Source organism: Comamonas sp. JUb58 (assembly GCF_004364775.1).
Classification (GTDB): Bacteria; Pseudomonadota; Gammaproteobacteria; order Burkholderiales; family Burkholderiaceae_C; genus Comamonas.
This window is the reverse complement of the sequence record NZ_SOAL01000006.1, coordinates 171,423-191,746: the sequence shown is the minus strand read 5'-3', so window position 1 is coordinate 191,746 and position 20,324 is coordinate 171,423. Positions and strand designations below refer to the sequence as shown.

At 62.3% G+C, this 20,324-nt stretch carries 18 protein-coding genes; 7 read left to right on the top strand and 11 right to left on the bottom strand.

Going from position 1 to position 20,324, the window contains the following annotated elements; genetic code table 11:
* Nucleotides 1-99: 99 nt before the first annotated feature.
* From EDF71_RS08390 to gloA, 4 genes are all read left to right on the top strand, one after another.
* Nucleotides 100-645, top strand: a complete 546-nt coding sequence (locus tag EDF71_RS08390) for a septation protein A (RefSeq protein WP_133856127.1) — start codon at nt 100-102, stop codon at nt 643-645.
* A gap of 68 nt (nt 646-713) precedes the next feature.
* Entirely contained in the window at nt 714-998 is a 285-nt protein-coding gene (locus EDF71_RS08385) for a BolA family protein (RefSeq protein ID WP_133856126.1), read from the top strand.
* Nucleotides 999-1,045: 47 nt separating this feature from the next.
* On the top strand, nt 1,046-1,831 hold the full coding sequence (locus EDF71_RS08380; protein WP_133856125.1) for a peptidylprolyl isomerase: 786 nt from the start codon (nt 1,046-1,048) through the stop codon (nt 1,829-1,831).
* Nucleotides 1,832-2,009: 178 nt separating this feature from the next.
* Entirely contained in the window at nt 2,010-2,423 is a 414-nt protein-coding gene (gloA, locus tag EDF71_RS08375) for a lactoylglutathione lyase (RefSeq protein WP_133856124.1), read from the top strand.
* 92 nt (nt 2,424-2,515) lie between these two features.
* On the opposite strand, the gene EDF71_RS08370 is transcribed toward gloA, so the two are convergent.
* Nucleotides 2,516-4,240 (bottom strand): diguanylate cyclase, encoded by a 1,725-nt coding sequence (locus tag EDF71_RS08370; RefSeq protein ID WP_133856123.1) that lies wholly within the window; start codon nt 4,238-4,240, stop codon nt 2,516-2,518.
* Between the two features lie 568 nt (nt 4,241-4,808).
* Between EDF71_RS08370 and EDF71_RS08365 the strand changes: the two genes are divergently transcribed.
* On the top strand, nt 4,809-5,078 hold the full coding sequence (locus EDF71_RS08365; protein WP_133856122.1) for a DNA-directed RNA polymerase subunit alpha C-terminal domain-containing protein: 270 nt from the start codon (nt 4,809-4,811) through the stop codon (nt 5,076-5,078).
* A 99-nt stretch (nt 5,079-5,177) separates the two neighbouring features.
* Nucleotides 5,178-6,056 (top strand): DUF4272 domain-containing protein, encoded by an 879-nt coding sequence (locus tag EDF71_RS08360; RefSeq protein ID WP_166656487.1) that lies wholly within the window; start codon nt 5,178-5,180, stop codon nt 6,054-6,056.
* 73 nt (nt 6,057-6,129) lie between these two features.
* Here EDF71_RS08360 and eda read toward each other — a convergent pair whose 3' ends face one another.
* From eda to EDF71_RS08345, 3 genes are all read right to left on the bottom strand, one after another.
* Nucleotides 6,130-6,771, bottom strand: a complete 642-nt coding sequence (gene eda, locus EDF71_RS08355) for a bifunctional 4-hydroxy-2-oxoglutarate aldolase/2-dehydro-3-deoxy-phosphogluconate aldolase (protein WP_133856120.1) — start codon at nt 6,769-6,771, stop codon at nt 6,130-6,132.
* Nucleotides 6,756-8,603, bottom strand: coding sequence for a phosphogluconate dehydratase (edd, locus tag EDF71_RS08350; protein WP_133856192.1), 1,848 nt, complete (start codon nt 8,601-8,603; stop codon nt 6,756-6,758). Before edd ends, eda begins: the two co-directional genes overlap by 16 nt.
* A gap of 117 nt (nt 8,604-8,720) precedes the next feature.
* Nucleotides 8,721-9,254, bottom strand: coding sequence for a gluconokinase (locus tag EDF71_RS08345; protein ID WP_208301013.1), 534 nt, complete (start codon nt 9,252-9,254; stop codon nt 8,721-8,723).
* 213 nt (nt 9,255-9,467) lie between these two features.
* Between EDF71_RS08345 and EDF71_RS08340 the strand changes: the two genes are divergently transcribed.
* Nucleotides 9,468-10,517, top strand: coding sequence for a LacI family DNA-binding transcriptional regulator (locus EDF71_RS08340; protein WP_133856119.1), 1,050 nt, complete (start codon nt 9,468-9,470; stop codon nt 10,515-10,517).
* A gap of 12 nt (nt 10,518-10,529) precedes the next feature.
* Here EDF71_RS08340 and EDF71_RS08335 read toward each other — a convergent pair whose 3' ends face one another.
* From EDF71_RS08335 to scpA, 7 genes are all read right to left on the bottom strand, one after another.
* Nucleotides 10,530-11,300 (bottom strand): YdcF family protein, encoded by a 771-nt coding sequence (locus EDF71_RS08335; RefSeq protein WP_133856118.1) that lies wholly within the window; start codon nt 11,298-11,300, stop codon nt 10,530-10,532.
* 83 nt (nt 11,301-11,383) lie between these two features.
* Entirely contained in the window at nt 11,384-13,432 is a 2,049-nt protein-coding gene (accC, locus tag EDF71_RS08330; RefSeq protein ID WP_133856117.1) for an acetyl-CoA carboxylase biotin carboxylase subunit, read from the bottom strand.
* 50 nt (nt 13,433-13,482) lie between these two features.
* Nucleotides 13,483-14,673, bottom strand: coding sequence for a hypothetical protein (locus EDF71_RS08325; protein WP_166656486.1), 1,191 nt, complete (start codon nt 14,671-14,673; stop codon nt 13,483-13,485).
* Nucleotides 14,674-14,688: 15 nt separating this feature from the next.
* Nucleotides 14,689-16,221 (bottom strand): acyl-CoA carboxylase subunit beta, encoded by a 1,533-nt coding sequence (locus EDF71_RS08320; protein ID WP_133856115.1) that lies wholly within the window; start codon nt 16,219-16,221, stop codon nt 14,689-14,691.
* A 60-nt stretch (nt 16,222-16,281) separates the two neighbouring features.
* Nucleotides 16,282-17,319, bottom strand: a complete 1,038-nt coding sequence (gene meaB, locus EDF71_RS08315; RefSeq protein ID WP_133856114.1) for a methylmalonyl Co-A mutase-associated GTPase MeaB — start codon at nt 17,317-17,319, stop codon at nt 16,282-16,284.
* A 91-nt stretch (nt 17,320-17,410) separates the two neighbouring features.
* Nucleotides 17,411-17,869 (bottom strand): GNAT family N-acetyltransferase, encoded by a 459-nt coding sequence (locus tag EDF71_RS08310; RefSeq protein WP_133856113.1) that lies wholly within the window; start codon nt 17,867-17,869, stop codon nt 17,411-17,413.
* A 227-nt stretch (nt 17,870-18,096) separates the two neighbouring features.
* Nucleotides 18,097-20,271: a methylmalonyl-CoA mutase gene (scpA, locus tag EDF71_RS08305; RefSeq protein WP_133856112.1), complete on the bottom strand. Its 2,175-nt coding sequence runs from the start codon at nt 20,269-20,271 to the stop codon at nt 18,097-18,099.
* Nucleotides 20,272-20,324 lie beyond the last annotated feature (53 nt).

Below are 20,324 nucleotides of genomic sequence, written 5' to 3'. Positions count from 1 at the left end.
ACGCCTTATTCAACCAAACACAAGCACCCAAAGCCCTGCTCTCTTGTCCGTACCGTGCCCCGCATTGAGCGGCGCCGTGCACAGCCCGCATCGCCTGATATGAAATTTTTGATTGATTTTTTCCCCATCCTGCTGTTTTTCGCAGCGTTCAAGGTCTGGGGCGTGTTTGTGGCCACAGGGGTGGCCATTGTGGCGACCATTGCGCAAATCGCCTACCTGCGCTTCAAGGTTGGCAAGGTGGAGCCCATGCAATGGATCAGCCTGGGCGTGATCGTGGTGTTTGGCGGCGCGACCCTGCTTTTCCACGACGAGTCTTTCATCAAGTGGAAGCCCACCGTGCTGTACTGGGTGATGGCGGCCGTGCTGCTGGGCGGCCAGTGGTTCTTCAACAAGAACCTGATGCAAAAGCTGATGTCGGCACAAGTACAGCTGCCGCAGCCGGTCTGGAACACGGTCAATTACAGCTGGGCCATCTTTTTTACCATCATGGGCATCGTCAATATCTGGGTGGCCTACCAGTTTGATTTGGACACCTGGGTCACCTTCAAGATGTTCGGCGGCCTGGGCCTGATGCTGGTCTTTGTGCTGGGCCAGGCCATGTACCTGAGCCGCCACATCCAGCAAAACCCGGAAGACCAACCCTGATCTGCGGCCCGAGCCTGCTGCATATCAGTACGGCTCGCCGCCAGCCCGCGCTACTCCCCTTTTTCTCTATGCAAGCCCAGGACATTACCGCCACCGCTATTGAAGCGGTGCTGCGCAACAAACTCTCGCCCACCCAGTTGGAAGTGATCGATGAAAGCGGCCTGCATGCCGGCCATGTCGGTGCCAATGGCAGCGGTTTTGGCACCCATTTTCGGCTGCGCATCGCTTCACCCTTATTTACTGGCACATCACGCATTGCCCAGCATCGGCTTGTGTATGATGCGCTCCAAGCATTCATTGACGCGGGTTTACATGCCCTTGCCATTGAAGTCCTGAATACACCAAAACAATGAAATCACTGGTGTATATTTCCTTTACAGATAAACAATTTGGATTTCGCATGAAAAAACAGCTCTTGTCCGGTCTGGTTGCAGCTGCCCTGCTTGGTTCAGCCGCGCTGCCCGCAGTGGCCCAGAACATTGGCGTCGTCAACGGCAAGCCAGTGCCTTCGTCCCTGCTGAAGACCTTCAAGGAACAAATGGAGCGCAGCGGCCGCCCTGTGACCGCTGAGCAAGAAGGCCAGATCAAGGAAGCCATCATCGAGCGCGAAATCTATGCCCAGGCTGCCAAGGCCCAAGGCCTGGATGCGACCGATTCCTTCAAGGGTCAGCTGGAGCTGGCTCGCCAAGGTATCCTGACCCAGGAACTGTTTGCTGCTTACGAAAAGGCCCACCCTATTTCTGACGCTGCTGCCAAGGCCGAGTACGACAAGTTCGTCGCGACCAACCAAGGCAAGGAATACCATGCCTTCCACATCCTGGTGGACAGCGAAGACAAGGCCAAGGCCCTGATCGCCCAGATCAAGAAGGGTGCCAAGTTTGAAGACCTGGCCAAGAAGGAATCCAAGGATCCAGGATCGGGCCAGCGCGGTGGCGATCTGGACTGGGGCAATGCAGCCAACTACGTGCCTGAGTTCTCCGAAGCCATGACCAAGCTGAAGAAGGGCCAGATGACGGACACCCCCGTCAAGACCCAGTTCGGCTACCACATCATCCGCGTGGACGATGTGCGTGAAGCACAGCTGCCCAAGTTCGAGGAAGTCAAGCCTCAGATCGAGCAACAACTGCGCCAGCAACAAATCCAGAAGTACCAGCAAGAACTGCGTGAAAAGGCCAAGGTCGAGTAATTCTCGCCACCTCGCTTCTGCTTCCAACCCCTGCCCCGTGCAGGGGTTGTGCTTTGTGGGCTGCGACTCGGCTTGTTGCAGCGCTACACTCAGATGGTTCTGGCCAGACCTAGCCAGGTCGGCCCTCTTCCTTGCGGCGGCCACACGCTGCCGCTGCCTTTACAAGAAAGAAAACCCCATGCGTCTTTTGCACACCATGCTGCGCGTTGGCAATCTCCAGCGCTCCATCGATTTCTACACCCAGGTGCTGGGCATGCGCCTGCTGCGCACCTCGGAAAACCCCGAGTACAAGTATTCGCTGGCCTTTGTTGGCTACGAAGACGGCAACCCCGGCCAGGCCGAGATCGAGCTGACCTACAACTGGGGCACCGAGAGCTATGACCTGGGCACGGCCTATGGCCACATCGCCCTGGGCGTGCCAGATGCTTACGCCGCTTGCGAAAAGATCAAGGCCAATGGCGGCAATGTCACCCGCGAAGCCGGCCCTGTGAAAGGCGGCACCACGGTGATCGCTTTTGTGACGGATCCTGATGGCTATAAGATTGAACTCATCCAGCGCGACGAAGGTGGCGCAGGTGGCGGTCTGCGCTAAGGCCTGCCCGGGCGTTTTTCAGTAACGCCCGCTACAACCCAAAAGCCAGGCACTTGCCTGGCTTTTTTGCATTCCACATACGATCTGGCCGATCAACGGCTATCGCCGTTGTGCTGCTTGTTCTTATACATGTCCAGGTCAGCATGCTTGAGCAGGCTTTGCGGATCCGCACCATCCTTCGGGAAGATGGCCTGACCGATAGCAGCACCCAGGTGCACCAGCTCGCCTTCAGGCACGCCCTTGAGGGTCTGCAGCGCAGGGGCGAGCACCTCCAGAATCTTGGCCTTCACCACCTTGATCTGCTCATCGCTGTGGATGCCCTGCAGCACGGCGACAAACTCATCCCCACCCAGGCGGATCAGCACATCATTGCTGCGCAACACCTCCTTGAGGCGCTGCACCACCTCGATCAAGGCCAGATCCCCGTTGTCATGGCCCCAGCGGTCATTGAGCGGCTTGAACTGGTTGAGGTCGATAAAGAGAATCGCAAATACGGCGGGCTTGCCGCTGCCCGGCCGGGTCAGGGTTTCCAGGATGTGGTTCAGCGCGCTGCGGTTGGCAGCCCCGGTGAGGGCATCGGTAAACAGGCGGTGCCGCATATGGTGCACATTGTTGGCCAGCTCGCCAATCTCGTCATTGCGCTCCACGCCGATGGGCACATCGATCTCCCCCTGGCCCACCCTGCGCACCGCATAGGTGAGCGAGCGCATGTCCTTGGCCAGGCCTCCAAAGATGCGCAGACCCAGCGCCAGTGCAATGCCCAGGGCCAACAATCCCAGGGCCACCACCAGCACCACATGGGCGCGGATGCCGGCCAGCATCTGCTGGTGCGGCACAGCGACCACGGCCAGCCAGTTCAGACCCGCTTCATCGGTGACGCGGCGGTAGGCCACTTCGATCGCATGGTCCTTGGCATCAAAGATCAGCGCGGTGCTGGCAACCTCGTTGGACTGTGAAAACTCATGGACCAGCTGCCGGTACACCACCTTCAGCATCGGATTGCCTGCGCGGGCGGCATTGACCCGGCTGGGCGGCTGCTCGCCGTTCTCGCGGATATTGTCCATGCCGGTGCCGGCAATCAGGTCGCCATTGGGTTCCAGGATGAAAGCCTGCGCCCCTTGGGACAAATGCAGGCCATCGACAAAAAGCCGCAGCTCGTTCAGAAACACATCGGTAGCCACCACACCACTGGGCTGGCCATCTGCTCCAAACACCTGCCGCGCGCGCGTCATCACCAGGTCCTTGGCATTGAAATCGATATACACCGGCGTCCAGATATGGCCGGCCACACCCTGCGCCAGCCGGTACCAGGGACGGCTGCGTGGGTCGAACAGATTCGACTCTTTGGACAGAAAGATCGGCTCCGCCTCGATGCCTGTCAGCAGGTAAATGCTGCGCACATCCTGCGCATGCAGCTTGATACGCAGCTCCGCCTGGCTGGCTTGGCTGCGCAGCAGCCCAATGCCTTGCCCATGGCGGTTGCCGTAATAAACATAGTCGCCCTGGTGCTGCGTCAGCGAGGTGGCCGCCCACAGGCGGGTGCGCAGCGCCACCATGTCGTCCTCGATCCGATCCGGGGCCTGCAGCCCGGCCGGAAAGCTCGCCTCGATGATCGAGCCCGAGCTGAAGATATGCCGGTCCACGGCCTGGCTGATGCGCTCGGCCATCTCGACCATCAGCTGCTTGGACAGCATCGATACCGTCTTGCTGCCCGTCCAGTACCACAGCACGCCCAGCACCCCCGTCAGCAATGCAATCAGCATCACAAAGGGCAAAATCAGGGTGATCGTCAGCGACGAGGCTTTACGGACGGGCATAACCAGGCAAAGAATGGCTTAGATGGCGCGGTGGGCAGGTATTGGTATAGATACTGTCAGTTAATTCTTACTTTAACCGTTTTTATGGATTACATAGGCCGATAGACCTGCGTAATAACTCTACTCGTTTGCCGTAGCTTGCCACAGCAAGCCCAAGTGGGGCTTAGGATTTTTCTGGCACCCTAGCGACAGATACCGCAATTACCCTCAGCTTGGTCAAAAGATAGTTGCACTGGACATTCTTTTTTTAGGAGGAGAATAGAGCCCGGCACAAAAGCAGCCGATACCCTCGCAGAGCGGTCTCAGTATAACCAACCAAATACATTTAATTACATTAATTCGGGATAAATCAACCCCTGATCGGCGGAAATCATCCATCCTTGAGTTACAAATTAGCTATAAGCTGATAGAATCAGTGAATAACAAAATGCGATTTAGCATGATTTGTGTCCACTCCTGTCCCCGTTGGACCGGGCTTTGGCTTAGCAACTCCCGCTGAATGGGCGTGCGGCCACCGTCTTCAGTCCGGCGACGGATGTTGCCGCTTTGTTTATAGATTGATGATCCCATGGCCACTGAACTGCTTCTGAACAAAAGGCTCTCCCGCAGAACCCTCAACAGCTTGGGGCGACATGCCATCACCACGGTGGATCAGGTGGTTGAAGCCTATCCCGAGCGCTTGCTCAAGCTCAATGGGGTGGGGATGACGGTCCTGCGCGACATCGAGCGCACCTTGTTCCCCGGCCAGCAGTTCCAGCCCCATTCCGGCCGCTACAAGACCTGGAGCGAAGAAGGTTCCAGCCATTCGCTGCGCGACCAGGGGCATTCCGACAAGTAAGCCACCACCAGGGCCGTCCCCGCCGCGGCCAACGCTGGGGCGTCAACGCATCGACTGCCGTGGATGACCCCCACACCACTGGCTATACACTCCCTGGGCATGAATCTTCTGCAACGATGGATGGCATCGCAGAATGAACGCCATGCCATCAAACAAGGGATGCGCGCGCTCAGCAAGGAATGCATGGCGGCCGTCCAGCACAGCCTCCCCCACGCCCAGCGCATCCATGCGCGTGCCCTCTGGTATGGCGACCAAACCAAGGCAGCAGTCGTTTGGACCGATGAACATGGGCAGCAGCGGCGCTGGGGCATCTACCTGCTGTTTTTCCGCTGCCGCGATGCCAAGGGGGAACGGGCGGCCATCATTGCGCAGTCGCTTGCGCAATTCCTAGCCCCGGCAGCCCCCGAAGACAACCATGGCGATATCGCCTGCCGCAGCGCTGCCGAGGTGGCACAACGCCTGCTGGCCTTGGCGGCCGTGGTGTCGCGCGCACAGAGGCTTGCTCAAGGCGTTCAGCATCCGGTCATCGACCAGGCCTGGCTGCAGTCGCATGGCATTGCAGGTTTTTTCTCCGCCTCTGAAGCAGCTTTTTGGCAAGACCCGCAACCTGGCAGGCAAGCCCTGGTCAATGTCAGCTGGCGCGCAGAGGCCATGCTGCCCATGGTCTGGGCCTTAGGTGGCATGCCCGCCCTGCCTCCCTCTGACGAGCGTGCATCCATCTGGGCTTGGCCGCTGCTGCAGCAGGCCGTCCAATCGCCAGCGCAGTTCATTGTCCAAGCGTGCTTGCGCGACGAAGAGGCCATCGCCGATGAAGAAGAACGGCTGGTCGACGAGCACTGGCAGGTCACTGACGCACGGCTGCACCGCAGGCCCATGCCTGCCCACCTCGATGGCGGCATCGTGCTGGAGCGCCGCTATGCCCTCAGCTGGATGATCGGCTACGGCCAAGACTGGGACTGCGTGCCCATCGACACCTGACAACGGGCCCGCCAAGAAAAATGGCACGCCAGCGCTTGCGCCTGCGTGCCATGGGGCCAGATGGAAACTTGTATCAGGCCTTGCGTGGCAGGGCTGCGGCCTCGCGGGCCAGCAAGGTGATGTGTTCCCAGTCGCCGCGCTCCAAGGTGTCGGTCGGCACCAGCCAGGAGCCACCTACACAGACCACATTCTTCAGTGCCAAAAACTCGGGCGCATTGGCAGGCGTGATGCCGCCGGTGGGGCAAAAACGCACTTCGGCGAAGGGACCCTGCCAGGCCTTGAGCATGTTGATGCCACCGGCTTGCAGCGCGGGGAAGAACTTCAGCTCATTGAAGCCGTCTTGCTGCGCCTGCATGATCTCGCTGCTGGTGGCCACGCCGGGCAGCAGCGGCAAACGCGCTTCGCGGCAGGCTTCGCCAACGCTGGGGGTGTAGCCCGGGCTGACCGCAAAGCGGGCCCCTGCCGCCGCAGCCGCACGTGCATCAGCGGCATTGCGCACGGTGCCTGCGCCCACGATCGCCTCGGGCACGGACTTGGCAATCGCCTCGATCGAGGCCAGGCCCTGGGGCGTGCGCAGGGTCACTTCCAGCACGCGGATACCGCCAGCGACCAGGGCCTTGGCCATGGACACAGCGTGATTGACATCGCGCAGCACGATCACCGGAATCACCGGTGCGTCTTGCATGATCGATAAGGCGGTCAGTTGCTCAGCCATGTGCAGGCTCCTTCTTCTGCGCTCAGCGCATTGCGCCGGAATCCGGCAAACAGTTCTCGGCCAAGGCCGCGGCCATTGGCGCGCAGCTGCTCGGCCGGTATCGTGGCAAGCGGGCGTGCCTCCCAGACGGCGGCATCCACTTCGGCCTGCATGATACCGGTTTCAGCATCCAGCAGCACCATATCGCCGCTCTCAATTTTGGCCAGGGGGCCACCGGCCAGTGCTTCAGGCGACACATGGATGGCAGCAGGCACCTTGCCCGAAGCACCACTCATGCGGCCATCGGTCACCAAGGCTACCTGGTAGCCCTTGCCTTGCAGCACGGCCAAGGGGGGGGTGAGCTTGTGCAGCTCAGGCATGCCATTGGCCTGCGGGCCCTGCCAGCGCACCACGCAGACCACGCCGTTGTGCCCATTGGTCTGGCAGGCCTGCTCCAGCGCCCCCGATTTGAAGGCCGCCTGCAGCGCATCCTGCGAATCAAACACCCAGGCCGGTGCGCGCAGCACATGGCGGTCCAGCGGCACGGCGCTGACCTTGATCACGCTGCGGCCCAGATTGCCGGTCAGCAGCTTGAGGCCACCGGTGGGGCTGAAGGGGGCGCTGACGGGGCGCAGCACGCTGTCGTCACCCGATTCGGTGGCCGCTTGCCAGACCAGTTGGCCCGCTTCCACGCGCGGCACGGTGGCGTAGGCCGCCAGGCCCTCGGGGCGCACCGTCAGCACATCGCCATGCATCAGGCCTGCAGCCAGCAGCTGGCCAATCACGTAGCCGGGGCCGCCTGCCGCCTGGAACTGGTTCACATCGGCCGCCCCATTGGGGTAGACGCGTGCCAGCAAGGGCACGACCGACGACAACTGCTCAAAATCATTCCAGTCGATGACGATGCCCGCAGCACGTGCCACCGCCACCCAGTGGATCAGGTGGTTGGTCGAGCCGCCCGTGGCCAGCAAGGCCACCATGGCGTTGACAATGCAGCGCTCGTCCACCACGCGGCCAATCGGCGCAAAGCGCTTGCCGGCGGTGATATTCAGCACGGTGCGCATCGCCTCGCGGGTCAGCAGTTCACGCGCACCATCTTCAGGGTTGATAAAGGCATTGCCCGGCACATGCAGGCCCATGGCTTCGAGCAGCATCTGGTTGCTGTTGGCCGTGCCGTAGAAGGTGCAGGTGCCCGCATCATGGTAGGCAGCCATCTCGGCTTCGAGCAGCTTTTCGCGGCCCACCAGTCCCTGGGCGGCCAGCTCGCGCACCTTGGCCTTGTCGTTGTTGGACAGGCCAGAGGTCATCGGCCCCGCTGGCACAAACACCATTGGCAGATGGCCAAAATGCAGCGCGCCGATCAGCAAACCAGGAACAATCTTGTCGCAGACACCGAGCATCAGCGCCGCATCAAAGGTGTCATGGGTCAACGCCACCGCCGTGCCCATCGCAATCGCATCGCGGCTGAACAGGCTCAGCTCCATGCCCGGCATGCCCTGGGTCACACCGTCGCACATGGCGGGCACACCACCCGCCACCTGGGCGGTGGCGCCGTGTTTGCGGGCCTCGTCCTTCAGAATGTCGGGGTAGCGCTGCAGCGGCGCATGGGCCGACAGCACATCGTTGTAGGCCGTGACAATGCCGACATTCGGGCCCTTGACCTCGACAATGCGCAGCTTGTCATTGACTGGCACACCGGCTACCGCATGCGCCACATTGGCGCAGCCCATGGAGCGCATCTGCGGCGGCCGCTGGGCCATGGCATCCAGCTGCGCCAGATAGTCGCTGCGCGTGGCAGCGCTCTTGGCGCGGATGCGGTCAGTGACTGCCTGTAGAACGGGGTGGATCTGCATCATGGGGAATCCTTTGCATGAGAGGGATGCACAACCTAAGCCGCAGCATCCCCTTATTTATGTAATTTTTATAGCACAGCAGCCGCATGCGGCGCTGGCACTAGGCTTTGTCAGCGCCTAAGGCTGCTGTGCATCCAGCCACTGCTGCACTTGCTGGGCAATGCGGTCCAGCGGGGTGTCGGCATCCACGGTCAACACCTGCGCCTCGTCGCGCGGGTCTTCCAAGGTGGCAAACTGGTTGGCCACCAGCTGGGGCGAGAAAAAATGCCCCGCACGCTGCTGCACCCGCGCCAGGGCCGTGTCGTAGCTGAGGTCCAGAAACACAAAGCCCAGCCGGCCCTGGGACGCACGCAACAACGCGCGGTACTGGCGCTTGAGCGCCGAGCAGGTCAGCACCACACCATGGTCATCATCCGCCTCGCCCAGCAACTGCGCCAGGCGCTGCAGCCAACCAGCGCGATCAGCATCGGTCAATGCAATGCCTGCCTGCATCTTGGCTACACTTTCGGCCGCATGGTAGCTGTCGCCTTCAACCAGGCGCCAACCCAGTTGGATTGCAATGGCTTCAGCGGCGCTGGATTTGCCGCATCCCGACACCCCCATCACCACCAGAGCTACAGGACGCCGACGCGAAGAATCACTAGAGGACATGATCATTGGGTTAGCGCTATCCAATACAGGTAAAAATAAGCACTGCCCTTAGGTCACGCCGCTTGAACAAGCCGATTCAAACTTTCAGCCAAGTTCTTGTGACGCCTGCAGGCAATGCCTTGCTCCCCAATTACATTGGGATAGCGCTATCATACCGGATATTGCTTGCTGAGCCGACCGGAGAATTGCTTGCCCCTGCCCCCTTCTACCCCATTGTCTGAGCCAGTTGCCGAGCCCCCTGGCCGCCGCTCGCGTGCCAGCGGGCGGGTCACCTTGCAGGATGTGGCGGATGCCGCAGGGGTCAGCCCGATGACGGTGTCGCGTGCGCTGCGCGGTGAGCGCCGGGTGGCAGTGGCGCTGGCCGACAAGGTGCGCGAGGTGGCTTTGCGCCTGGGCTATGTGCCCGACCCGGCCGCGCGCGCGCTGGCATCGCAGAAAAGCAAGCAGGTGCTGGTCATCGTGCCCCTGCTCAGCAATACCTTGTTTGTGGATTTGATCGAGGCGGCGCACAAGGTGCTGTTTGCCGCAGGCTACCACCTGCTGATTGGGGTATCGCACTACAGCGCCGCTGAAGAAGAGCAGCTGCTGCGCGCCTACCTGCCAATGCGCCCGGCCGGCCTGATGCTGACCGGTTACGAGCGCAGCGCCGGCAGTGCCCAGCTGCTGGCCGCCAGTGGCACGGCCTGCGTGCATTTGATGGAACTGCACCCGGCCAACGCTGCCGCTGGCATGCACAGCGTGGGCTTTTCGCAGGTGGATGCCGGGGTGACGATGACGGAGCACCTGCTGGCCCAGGGTTACCGCCGCATCGCCTTTTGCGGCGCCCAACTGGATGCCCGCGTCATGCAGCGCCTGCAGGGCTACCGCCAGGCCTTGCAGCAGGCGGGGCTGGCCGACCCAGGTCTGGAGATTCTGAGCCCCGAGCGCTCGTCACTGGCCCTGGGTGCGCAACTGCTGGAGCAGGTGCTGCAACTTGGTGGTGGCGTGGATGCCGTATTTTTCTGCAACGATGACCTGGCCCAGGGCGCGCTGCTGGCCGCCAACCGCCTGGGCTTGGCTGTGCCCATGCAAATCGCGATTGCCGGTTTCAACGACCTGCCTGGCAGCGCGCAGATGGTGCCGCCGCTGACCACCATCCACACGCCCCGCAGCGCTATTGGTGCCGAGGCGGCCACCATGCTGCTGCAGCTGCTGCAAGGCCAGCCGGTGGCACAGAACCGGCTGGATCTGGGCTACCACCTGGTGCGGCGCGCCAGCACCTGACGAATTAAACCGCTACCACTCGCCCAAGGCCCAGCTGCTGGCCACCGCAAAATACTCGCGCAGCCACACATTGAACCGGGTCAGCAACGGTGTGGGGGCCGCCACGCCAATCGGATGGCTAAAGCCCTGGTTGCGGGCAATCTGCAGCGCGCGCCAGAGGTGAAAATCGCTGCTGACAATCGCAATCGGCTGCGCCAGATCCACGCCGCGCTGCTGCAGCATCGGGCCGGTCCATTCCAGGTTGAGCACGGTGCTGGTACTGCGCTCTTCCACCACCATCGTGGCCGGGTCCAGCCCATGGCTCTGGGCCAGGTAGCGCGCCATGATGGCGCCCTCGCTCTCTTCCTGCCCAAAATCCACCCCACCGGTGACCGCGAGCACCGCCTTCGGCTGCAAGGCCGCCAGCTGCGCAGCGGTATCGAGCCGCATGGCCAGCGCCGGGCGCGGCTTGCCGTCTTGCGTGCCACTGCCCAGCACCACGATCGCAGCCACCGGCGCTGTGGTCGCCGGCGTCTGCCCCAGGCCGGCAATGTGCTGCCAGAGCCAGCCCACGCTAATCACCCACAAGGCCAAGCCCAACCAGGCGGCACGCCACAGTGCGCGGCGCCAAGGCGCTGCTGCGCACCAGGCCAGCACCGCCGACCAGCGCCAGGCCAGATAGCCACCGGCCAGGCCCAGCCCCACAGGCACCAGCACCCCCAGGTGAAAGTGCCCTGCAGCCAGAGGCACGATACCCAGCCCTAGCAGCACCAGCGCAGCCAAGGCCAACAAAGCTCGTTGCATTCCCATCCTCTCGTACACCCTTCATCACCCACAAAAAAACCCGCTGCGGGGCAGCGGGTCTGCATTATCGCGAAGCAGTCAGATCATTCAAATTCCAGAATGATATCGTCCACCGCCAGCGAATTGCCCTTGGCAGCGCTCACCTTGCTGACCACACCGTCTTGCGTTGCAAACAGGATGTTTTCCATCTTCATCGCCTCGATGACCGCCAGCTTCTCTCCTGCCTGCACCTTCTGGCCCGGCTGCACCGCCACATCGACCAACAGGCCGGGCATGGGCGAGAGCAGGAACTTGGACAGATCCGGTGGTGCCTTGTAGGGCATCAGCTGGTACAGCTCGGCGCCGCGCTGCGACAGCACCAAGATATCGCGCTGCGTGCCGTTGTGGATCACGCGCAAGGCCAGCGGGTTCTTGGCCGTGCCGCGCTCGATCTGTGCGGTAAAGGGCTGGCCATTGCAAGTGCCATGGGTGACGACATCGCGCAGCACCGCTTCGCTGCTGAACTGGTAGGTCTTGTCGCCAATGCTGACCTTGCAGACACGGGCCTCGTCGTCAAAATCGGTCACTTCGGCCGAGACAAAGCTGTGCTGGCCTTCGGCACCCAGCACCACTGCCGTGTAGCTGATGCCCACCCGCACCTGGTGGCCCAGCATCTGGCCGCTGATGGTGGAGGCACGCGCGCGGTAGCGGCGGTTGCGGAACATCGCCAGCGCCACCAGAAAATCCGTGTCCTCATGGGGCACGTCTTCGGCATGAAAGCCGTGGCCATAGTGCTCGGCGATAAAGCCGGTGTTGAACTGGCCCGAGACAAACTTGGGGTGGGCCAGCAGCGCTGCCTGGAAAGGAATGTTCGAGCTGATGCCCCGGATCGCAAAGCCGTTGAGCGCCTCGCGCATCTTGGCAATCGCCTCGTTGCGGTCCTTGCCATGCACGATCAGCTTGGCAATCATCGAGTCGTAGTACATGGGGATCTCGCCGCCCTCGTACACCCCGGTATCGACGCGCACACCCTGCAAATGGGCGGTATCGGCCTGCCACATGGTCTGCTTGGGCGGCTCAAAACGCACAAGGCGGCCGGTAGATGGCAGGAAATTGCGGAACGGGTCTTCCGCATTGATGCGGCATTCGATGGCCCAGCCATCGCGCTTCACATCGGCCTGGCCGAAGGACAGCTTCTCGCCCGCCGCCACGCGGATCATCTGCTCGACCAGATCGAGGCCGGTGATGCACTCCGTCACCGGGTGCTCCACCTGCAGGCGGGTGTTCATTTCCAGAAAGTAGAAGTCCTGGTCCTTGCCGACGACAAACTCCACCGTGCCCGCGCTTTGGTACTGCACAGCCTTGGCCAGTGCCACGGCCTGCTCGCCCATGGCCTTGCGGGTGGCATCGCTGATGAAGGGCGATGGCGCCTCTTCGATCACCTTCTGGTGGCGGCGCTGGATCGAGCATTCGCGCTCATTCAGGTAGACCACATTGCCATGGCTGTCGCCCAGGATCTGGATCTCGATATGGCGCGGCTCCTGCACGAACTTCTCGATAAAGATCCGGTCATCGCCAAAGCTGTTGCGGGCTTCGTTCTGGCAGGCGGTAAAGCCTTCCAGCGCTTCCTTGTCGTTGTAGGCCACGCGCAGGCCCTTGCCGCCGCCGCCGGCCGATGCCTTGATCATCACCGGGTAGCCAATGCCCTGCGCAATGCCCACCGCCTTCTCCGCGTTCTCGATGGCATCGTTATAGCCAGGGATGGTGTTCACCTGGGCTTCGTTGGCCAGCTTCTTGGAGGCAATCTTGTCGCCCATCGCGGCAATCGAATGCGCCTTGGGGCCGATGAAGGCAATGCCTTCGTCTTCGCAGCGCTTGGCAAAGGCCTCGTTTTCCGACAGGAAACCATAGCCTGGGTGGATGGCCTGCGCGCCGGTCTGGCGCGCCGCATCGATGATGCGGTCGGCCAGCAGGTAGGACTCGCGGCTGGGCGCTGCGCCAATATGCACCGCCTCGTCGGCCAGCTTCACATGGCGCGCGTCCTTGTCCGCATCGGAGTAGACCGCAACGGTCTTGATGCCCATGGTTCGGGCCGTGGCGATCACGCGGCATGCAATCTCGCCGCGATTGGCAATCAGGATTTTGCTGAACATGGTTGTCGTCTCTTTGTTGAATCTCTCGGTTGGCCACCATGCTGCCGTGCTTACGGCAGCGCCTTGTCATGCGCCCATTGCCCGCCGGGCATGAGCAAATAGTCTTCGCAATCGATCTCGCTGCAGCGCACACTGCCCAACAGTTGCAGCATCACCTGGTCCTGCGTGCGCACATCGGTGGAGCGCCCCTGCACCTTGACGGCCAGCAGGCGGCTGTCCTTGCCCCAGCGGGCAATTTCATGGCCTTCGACCACAGCTGCCGTGCTGTCCCAGCCATCGCGGTGGGCCGTGCGCACCGTCGCCAGCCTGCGCGACAGGATGCGCTCGGGCCGCACGCCCACCAGCACGACCTGGCCGCGCAAGCTAGCGAGGTTTTTGTCCAGGGTGGGCAAATCCACCACCCGCTTGGCTTGGTACTGGCGCACCATCGCCTGCAGCCGCTGGGCATTGGCGCTGTACTCGCGCTGCTGCTCGGGCTGACCGGCATTGTGCTGCTGCTGTGCCGCGGCGTTGTTGCTGTACTGCTGGAACAGCAGCTCGCGCCCCTGCAGCGAGGCCGTGGCCCGCACCACCGGCGCGGGCAGATGGCCATCGGCATCGGCCGCCAGCTCAAAGCCCTGGTACAGCATCAGCCGCACCAGGTTCTGTGCCGCTGCCGGGCAGGCACGCTGCCAGTGCTGCAAGGCCGCCTGCAGCCATTGCCGCGCTACCTGCTCGGAGCCCAGTGGTGAATGGATGTCCACCAGCACATGCAACGCCATCGCTGCGCAGGCATCGGCCGGCGTGTTGCCGTCCAAGGCTGCCTGCACCCAGAGGCGCCCGCCCTTGCCTTCGCTGTCGGCCAAGGGCCCCAGATCGAGCAGCACCTGGCTGTCGGCCAAGGGCCGAGCCGCGCGCACGGCCGGCCGGCTGAGGAAAATCCCCCGGTCAAAGCGGCCCTGCCAGACAATCGGCGCCGCGCCGGCATCGCTGCGCGGCAGCCACTGCGCCCGTCCCTCGCCCTGGGCCAGGCCGTTTTCACAGCCGCCTTCGTACGAAAACACGTACTGCCAGGACTGGGCCAGCGGCGCGCCACTGCGGGCCACACAGCTGCTGCCCGGTGCTGCCGGCATGCCAGGCTGGGTTTGCGCCCCCGCCGCCACACCCATGCCGACCACGGCTGCGCACAGCAGGCGCTGCGCCAGCACGCGCTGCGCCCGCCGTCTTGCGGCCATGCGGGGTGGGACAGAGGTGGAGCGCATCCGGGCCTGCAGCGTTTAGAGCGGGATGTTGCCGTGCTTGCGCCAGGGGTTCTCAAGCTGCTTGTTCTTGAGCATCTCCAGGCTGCGGCAGATGCGCTTGCGCGTCTCGTGCGGCAGGATCACATCGTCGATAAAGCCCCGGGCGCCAGCGACAAAGGGGTTGGCAAAGCGGCTCTTGTACTCGGCCTCGCGTTTAGAGAGCTTTTCCGGGTCGTTCTTGTCTTCGCGGAAGATGATCTCGACGGCGCCCTTGGCGCCCATCACCGCAATTTCCGCCTGTGGCCAAGCCAGGTTCACATCACCGCGCAGGTGCTTGGAGGCCATCACGTCATAGGCGCCGCCGTAGGCCTTGCGGGTGATGACGGTGATTTTCGGCACCGTGCATTCCGCGTACGCATACAGCAGCTTGGCGCCGTGCTTGATGATGCCGCCGTATTCCTGGCTGGTGCCGGGCATGAAGCCGGGCACATCGACAAAGGTGACCACGGGGATGTTGAAGGCATCGCAAAAGCGCACAAAGCGGGCCGCCTTGATGGAGCTCTTGATATCCAGGCAACCGGCCAGCACCAGCGGCTGGTTGGCGACAATGCCGACCGTCTGGCCTGCCATGCGCGCAAAGCCGATCAGGATGTTCTTCGCGTACTCGGGCTGCAGCTCAAAGAAATCGCCATCATCGACAGTCTTGAGGATCAGCTCCTTCATGTCGTAGGGCTTGTTGGGGTTCTCGGGCACCAGGGTGTCGAGCGACATGTCGGCACGGCTGACCGGATCGGTGGTCGCGCGCACCGGTGCCTTTTCGCGGTTGTTCAGCGGCAGGTAGTTGTAGAGGCGGCGCAGCATCATCAGCGCTTCGACATCGTTGTCAAATGCCATGTCGGCCACACCACTCTTGCTGGTGTGGGTCAGCGCGCCACCCAGCTCTTCTGCGGTCACCTGCTCATGCGTCACGGTCTTGACCACTTCGGGGCCGGTGACAAACATGTAGCTGGAATCCTTGACCATGAAGATGAAGTCGGTCATCGCGGGCGAGTAAACCGCGCCACCGGCGCAAGGGCCCATGATCATCGAGATCTGTGGCACCACGCCCGAGGCCAGCACATTCTTCTGGAACACGTCGGCATAGCCGCCCAGCGACGCCACGCCTTCCTGGATACGGGCGCCGCCCGAATCATTGAGGCCGATGACCGGTGCGCCGACCTTCATCGCCTGGTCCATCACCTTGCAGATCTTCTCGGCATGGGTCTCGGACAGCGCGCCGCCAAACACGGTGAAATCCTGGCTGAAGACAAAAACTAGGCGGCCATTGATCATGCCGTAGCCGGTGACCACGCCATCGCCCGGGATCTTGGTCTCTTCCATGCCAAAGTCGGTGCAGCGGTGCTCGACGAACATGTCCCACTCTTCGAAGGTGCCGTCATCGAGCAGCAGCTCGATGCGTTCGCGCGCAGTGAGCTTGCCCTTCTTGTGCTGTGCGTCGATGCGCTTTTGCCCGCCGCCGAGGCGGGCGAGTTCACGCTTTTTCTCCAGTTGTTCCAAGATATCTTGCATGTTCCATCCTTGAAGCTTGCTAGGTTGTCTCTCTGTCTTGATCTGGGGTCGCCGCCCGGGTCAATCCGCTTTGTGAATCATCGCTGCACTGCTTTGCGCCTGCAGCAGGTTTCTGGCCGCCGTCGATGCCGCCAACTGGCCCGATGCGACTTGCTGCTGCACAGCAGGCAGCATATCGCGCACGCCAGGGTGGCTGCGAAACGCCAGCTTCAGTCCATGGTCAATGCGCTCCCACATCCAGGCCAGCGATTGCTTTTCGCGCCGCATCGCCAGGCAGCCATTGCTGGTCTGCATCTGGCGGTAACTGCTGACGGCCTCCCAAAAGGCCTCCACACCATGGCCCAGCAGCGCGCTGATCTGTATCACCCGGGGCTGCCACAGCGCACCGCGCGCGGCATGGTCATGGCTGCCATGCATGCCCAGCAAGCGCAGGCTGGAGGTGATCTGCGCCTGCGCACGGGTGGCGGCGTTCGGGTCGATGTCGGCCTTGTTGATGACCACCAGGTCCGCCAGCTCCATCACGCCTTTTTTGATGGCCTGCAGGTCATCACCAGCATTGGGCAGCTGCAGCACGCAGAACATGTCGGTCATGCCATGCACCGCAATCTCGCTTTGGCCCACACCGACGGTCTCGACCATCACCACGTCATAGCCCGCCGCTTCGCAGACCAGCACGGCCTCGCGGGTCTTCTCTGCCACACCGCCCAAGGTGCCGCTCGATGGGCTGGGGCGGATATAGGCTTCGGTGCGCATGGAGAGCTGCTCCATACGCGTCTTGTCGCCCAGGATGGAGCCACCCGACACGGTGGACGAAGGGTCAATCGCCAGCACCGCCACACGCAGTCCCTTGCCGATCAGATAAAGCCCCAGGGTTTCAATAAAGGTGGATTTGCCGACGCCCGGCACACCGCTGATACCCAGGCGAAAGGATTGGCCGGTATGCGGCAACAACGCCGTCAGCAGCGCATCACCCAAGGCGCGGTGGTCGGCACGGGTGGATTCCAGCAAGGTGATGGCCTTGGCCATCGCGCGGCGCTGCAGAGCAGGGTTGTCCCCTTGCGTAATGGCGGCAACGCGCTCGGCGACCTCGGTATTCATGCCGCCGCCCGATCACCACATTGCTGCCACGCCCCTGCACCAGAAGCGCATGCAGCCATCATTTGTTTCGCCAACACCATATCCACTACCTCTACGCCGGGGTCCACTGGTACAACAGGTCAATCGGATCGCCGCCCGTCTGCACAAAGCCATGGCGCTCATAAAACCGGATCGCATCGCTCTGGTTGAGCACCTCCAACCACACCGCACGACCTTGCAGCCGCGCTTGGGTTTGCACCTGCTGCAGGGCCCAGTCGCCGATGCGGCGGTTATGCCAGGCCGGCAACAGGTACAGATGCTGCAGTTTCAGGCGGACATCGTCATAGGGCACCAGGGTCAGCAGCCCAGCGCGCTGCGGGCCCTCACCTGCCCCCTCATCCACGCAGATGTGCTGCATGTACTGCGGCTCAAACTGGCCCAGAAAACGCTTGCGGGCATGCTCCATGTTGAAGATGCCCAGCCGCTCCAGGCTGGGGCGCATGGCGGCTACACGCAGCGCAAACAGCGCTTCGAAATCGCTGTGGGCCACCGGGGCGAAGGAGAGATTCATGGTTTCTCCAGGCCTTTCTTCATCTTTTGGTGCAGCAAATAGCCACCATAACCCAGTGCCACCCAAACGCCCAACCCGACCAGTATCTGGCCCCAGCCCGGCAAAGTTAGCACTCTGTACAACATGTACAAATACAGGATGCCAAGGACAGGCTCCACGAACATCATGACAAGGGTCTTCAAATAGTCTTGCCAGAAAGGTGCTTGTTTGCCCTTGCGCATACTGATTTATACGGCGACCGCCTTCTTGATCTGCTCCAGCACATCCTTGGCGCTGGCCGGGATCGGCGTGCCGGGGCCATACACGCCTTTGACGCCGGCGTTGTAGAGGTAGTCGTAATCCTGCGCAGGAATCACGCCGCCAACAAAGACGATGATGTCGTCGGCGCCCTGCTTCTTCAGCTCTTCGATGATGGCGGGAACGAGGGTCTTGTGGCCGGCGGCCAAGGTGGAGACGCCGACGGCATGCACGTCGTTCTCGATGGCCTGGCGGGCGCATTCCTCGGGGGTCTGGAACAGCGGGCCCATGTCCACGTCATAACCCAGGTCGGCAAACGCGGTGGCCACCACCTTGGCACCCCGGTCATGGCCGTCCTGGCCCAGTTTGGCAATCATCACGCGGGGGCGGCGGCCTTGCTCTTCAGCAAAGGCAGCGATTTCGCCCTTGAGATTTTCCCAGCCTTCGGCCGAGTCATAGGCGGCGGCATAGACGCCGGTCACCTTTTGCGTATCGGCGCGGTGGCGGCCAAAGGATTTTTCCAGCGCGTCGGAGACTTCACCGACGGTGGCGCGCAGCCGCACGGCCTGGATGCACAGGTCGAGCAGGTTCCCCTCACCGGACTCTGCAGCATCGCTCAGCGCCTGCAATGCCTTGTCAACGGCAGCGGCATCGCGTGTGGCCTTGATCTGGTTCAGGCGCGCAATCTGGCTGTCGCGCACCTTGACGTTGTCCACTTCCAGGATGTCGACCGGGTCTTCCTTGGCCAGCTTGTATTTGTTGACGCCGACAATCACTTCCTTGCCCGAGTCGATGCGCGCCTGCTTCTCGGCCGCTGCAGCCTCGATCTTGAGCTTGGCCCAGCCGCTGTCCACCGCCTGGGTCATGCCGCCCATGGCATCGACCTCTTCGATGATCTTCCAGGCGGCATCGGCCATGTCCTGGGTCAGCTTTTCCATCATGTAGCTGCCGGCCCAGGGGTCGATCACGTTGGTGATGTGGGTTTCTTCCTGGATGATGAGCTGGGTGTTGCGTGCAATGCGGGCGCTGAACTCGGTGGGCAGCGCGATCGCTTCGTCAAGCGCATTGGTGTGCAGCGATTGCGTGCCGCCAAACACGGCGGCCATGGCCTCGATCGTGGTGCGCACCACATTGTTGTAGGGGTCCTGCTCGGTCAGGCTCCAGCCACTCGTCTGGCTGTGGGTGCGCAGCATCAGGCTCTTGGGGTTCTTGGCCTCAAAACCGGTCATGATGCGGCACCACAGCAGGCGGGCGGCACGCATCTTGGCGATTTCCAGGTAGAAGTTCATGCCCACCGCCCAGAAGAAGGACAGGCGACCGGCAAAGGCATCCACATCCATGCCCTTGGCGATGGCGGTTTTCACATATTCCTTGCCATCCGCCAGGGTGAAGGCCAGCTCCAGCGCCTGGTTGGCACCGGCTTCCTGCATGTGGTAGCCGCTGATCGAGATCGAGTTGAACTTGGGCATGTTCTGGCTCGTGTACTCGATGATGTCGCCGATGATGCGCATGCTCGGCTTGGGCGGGTAGATGTAGGTGTTGCGCACCATGAACTCTTTGAGAATGTCGTTCTGGATGGTGCCCGAGAGCTGGTCCTGCGCAACGCCCTGCTCTTCTGCCGCCACCACATAGCCGGCCAGCACCGGCAGCACCGCGCCATTCATCGTCATCGACACCGAGACCTTGTCCAGCGGAATGCTGTTGAACAGGATCTTCATGTCTTCGACCGAGTCGATCGCGACACCGGCCTTGCCGACGTCGCCGGTCACGCGCGGGTGGTCGCTGTCATAACCCCGGTGGGTGGCCAGGTCGAAAGCAACCGACACGCCCTGGCCGCCGGCAGCCAGCGCCTTGCGGTAGAAGGCGTTGGATTCCTCGGCGGTGGAAAAACCAGCGTACTGGCGGATGGTCCAGGGCCGCACCGCATACATGGTGGCCTGCGGGCCGCGCAGATAGGGCGCAAAACCCGGCAGGGTATCGGCAAAAGGCAGGTCGGCAATATCAGCGGCGGTGTAGAGCGGCTTGACGGTGATTCCATCGGGCGTCAGCCAGTCCAGGCTTCCGACATCGCCACCGGGGGCGGATTTGCTGGCGGCCTTGTCCCAGGCGGCGCGGTCGGCCTTGGGAAACTCGGATGCAGTGTTGTGCTTCGCGGAATCAGTCATGTCTCAAGCTCGGAATACGTTATAGACAATGCATATTGGCCTACCCACGGCCG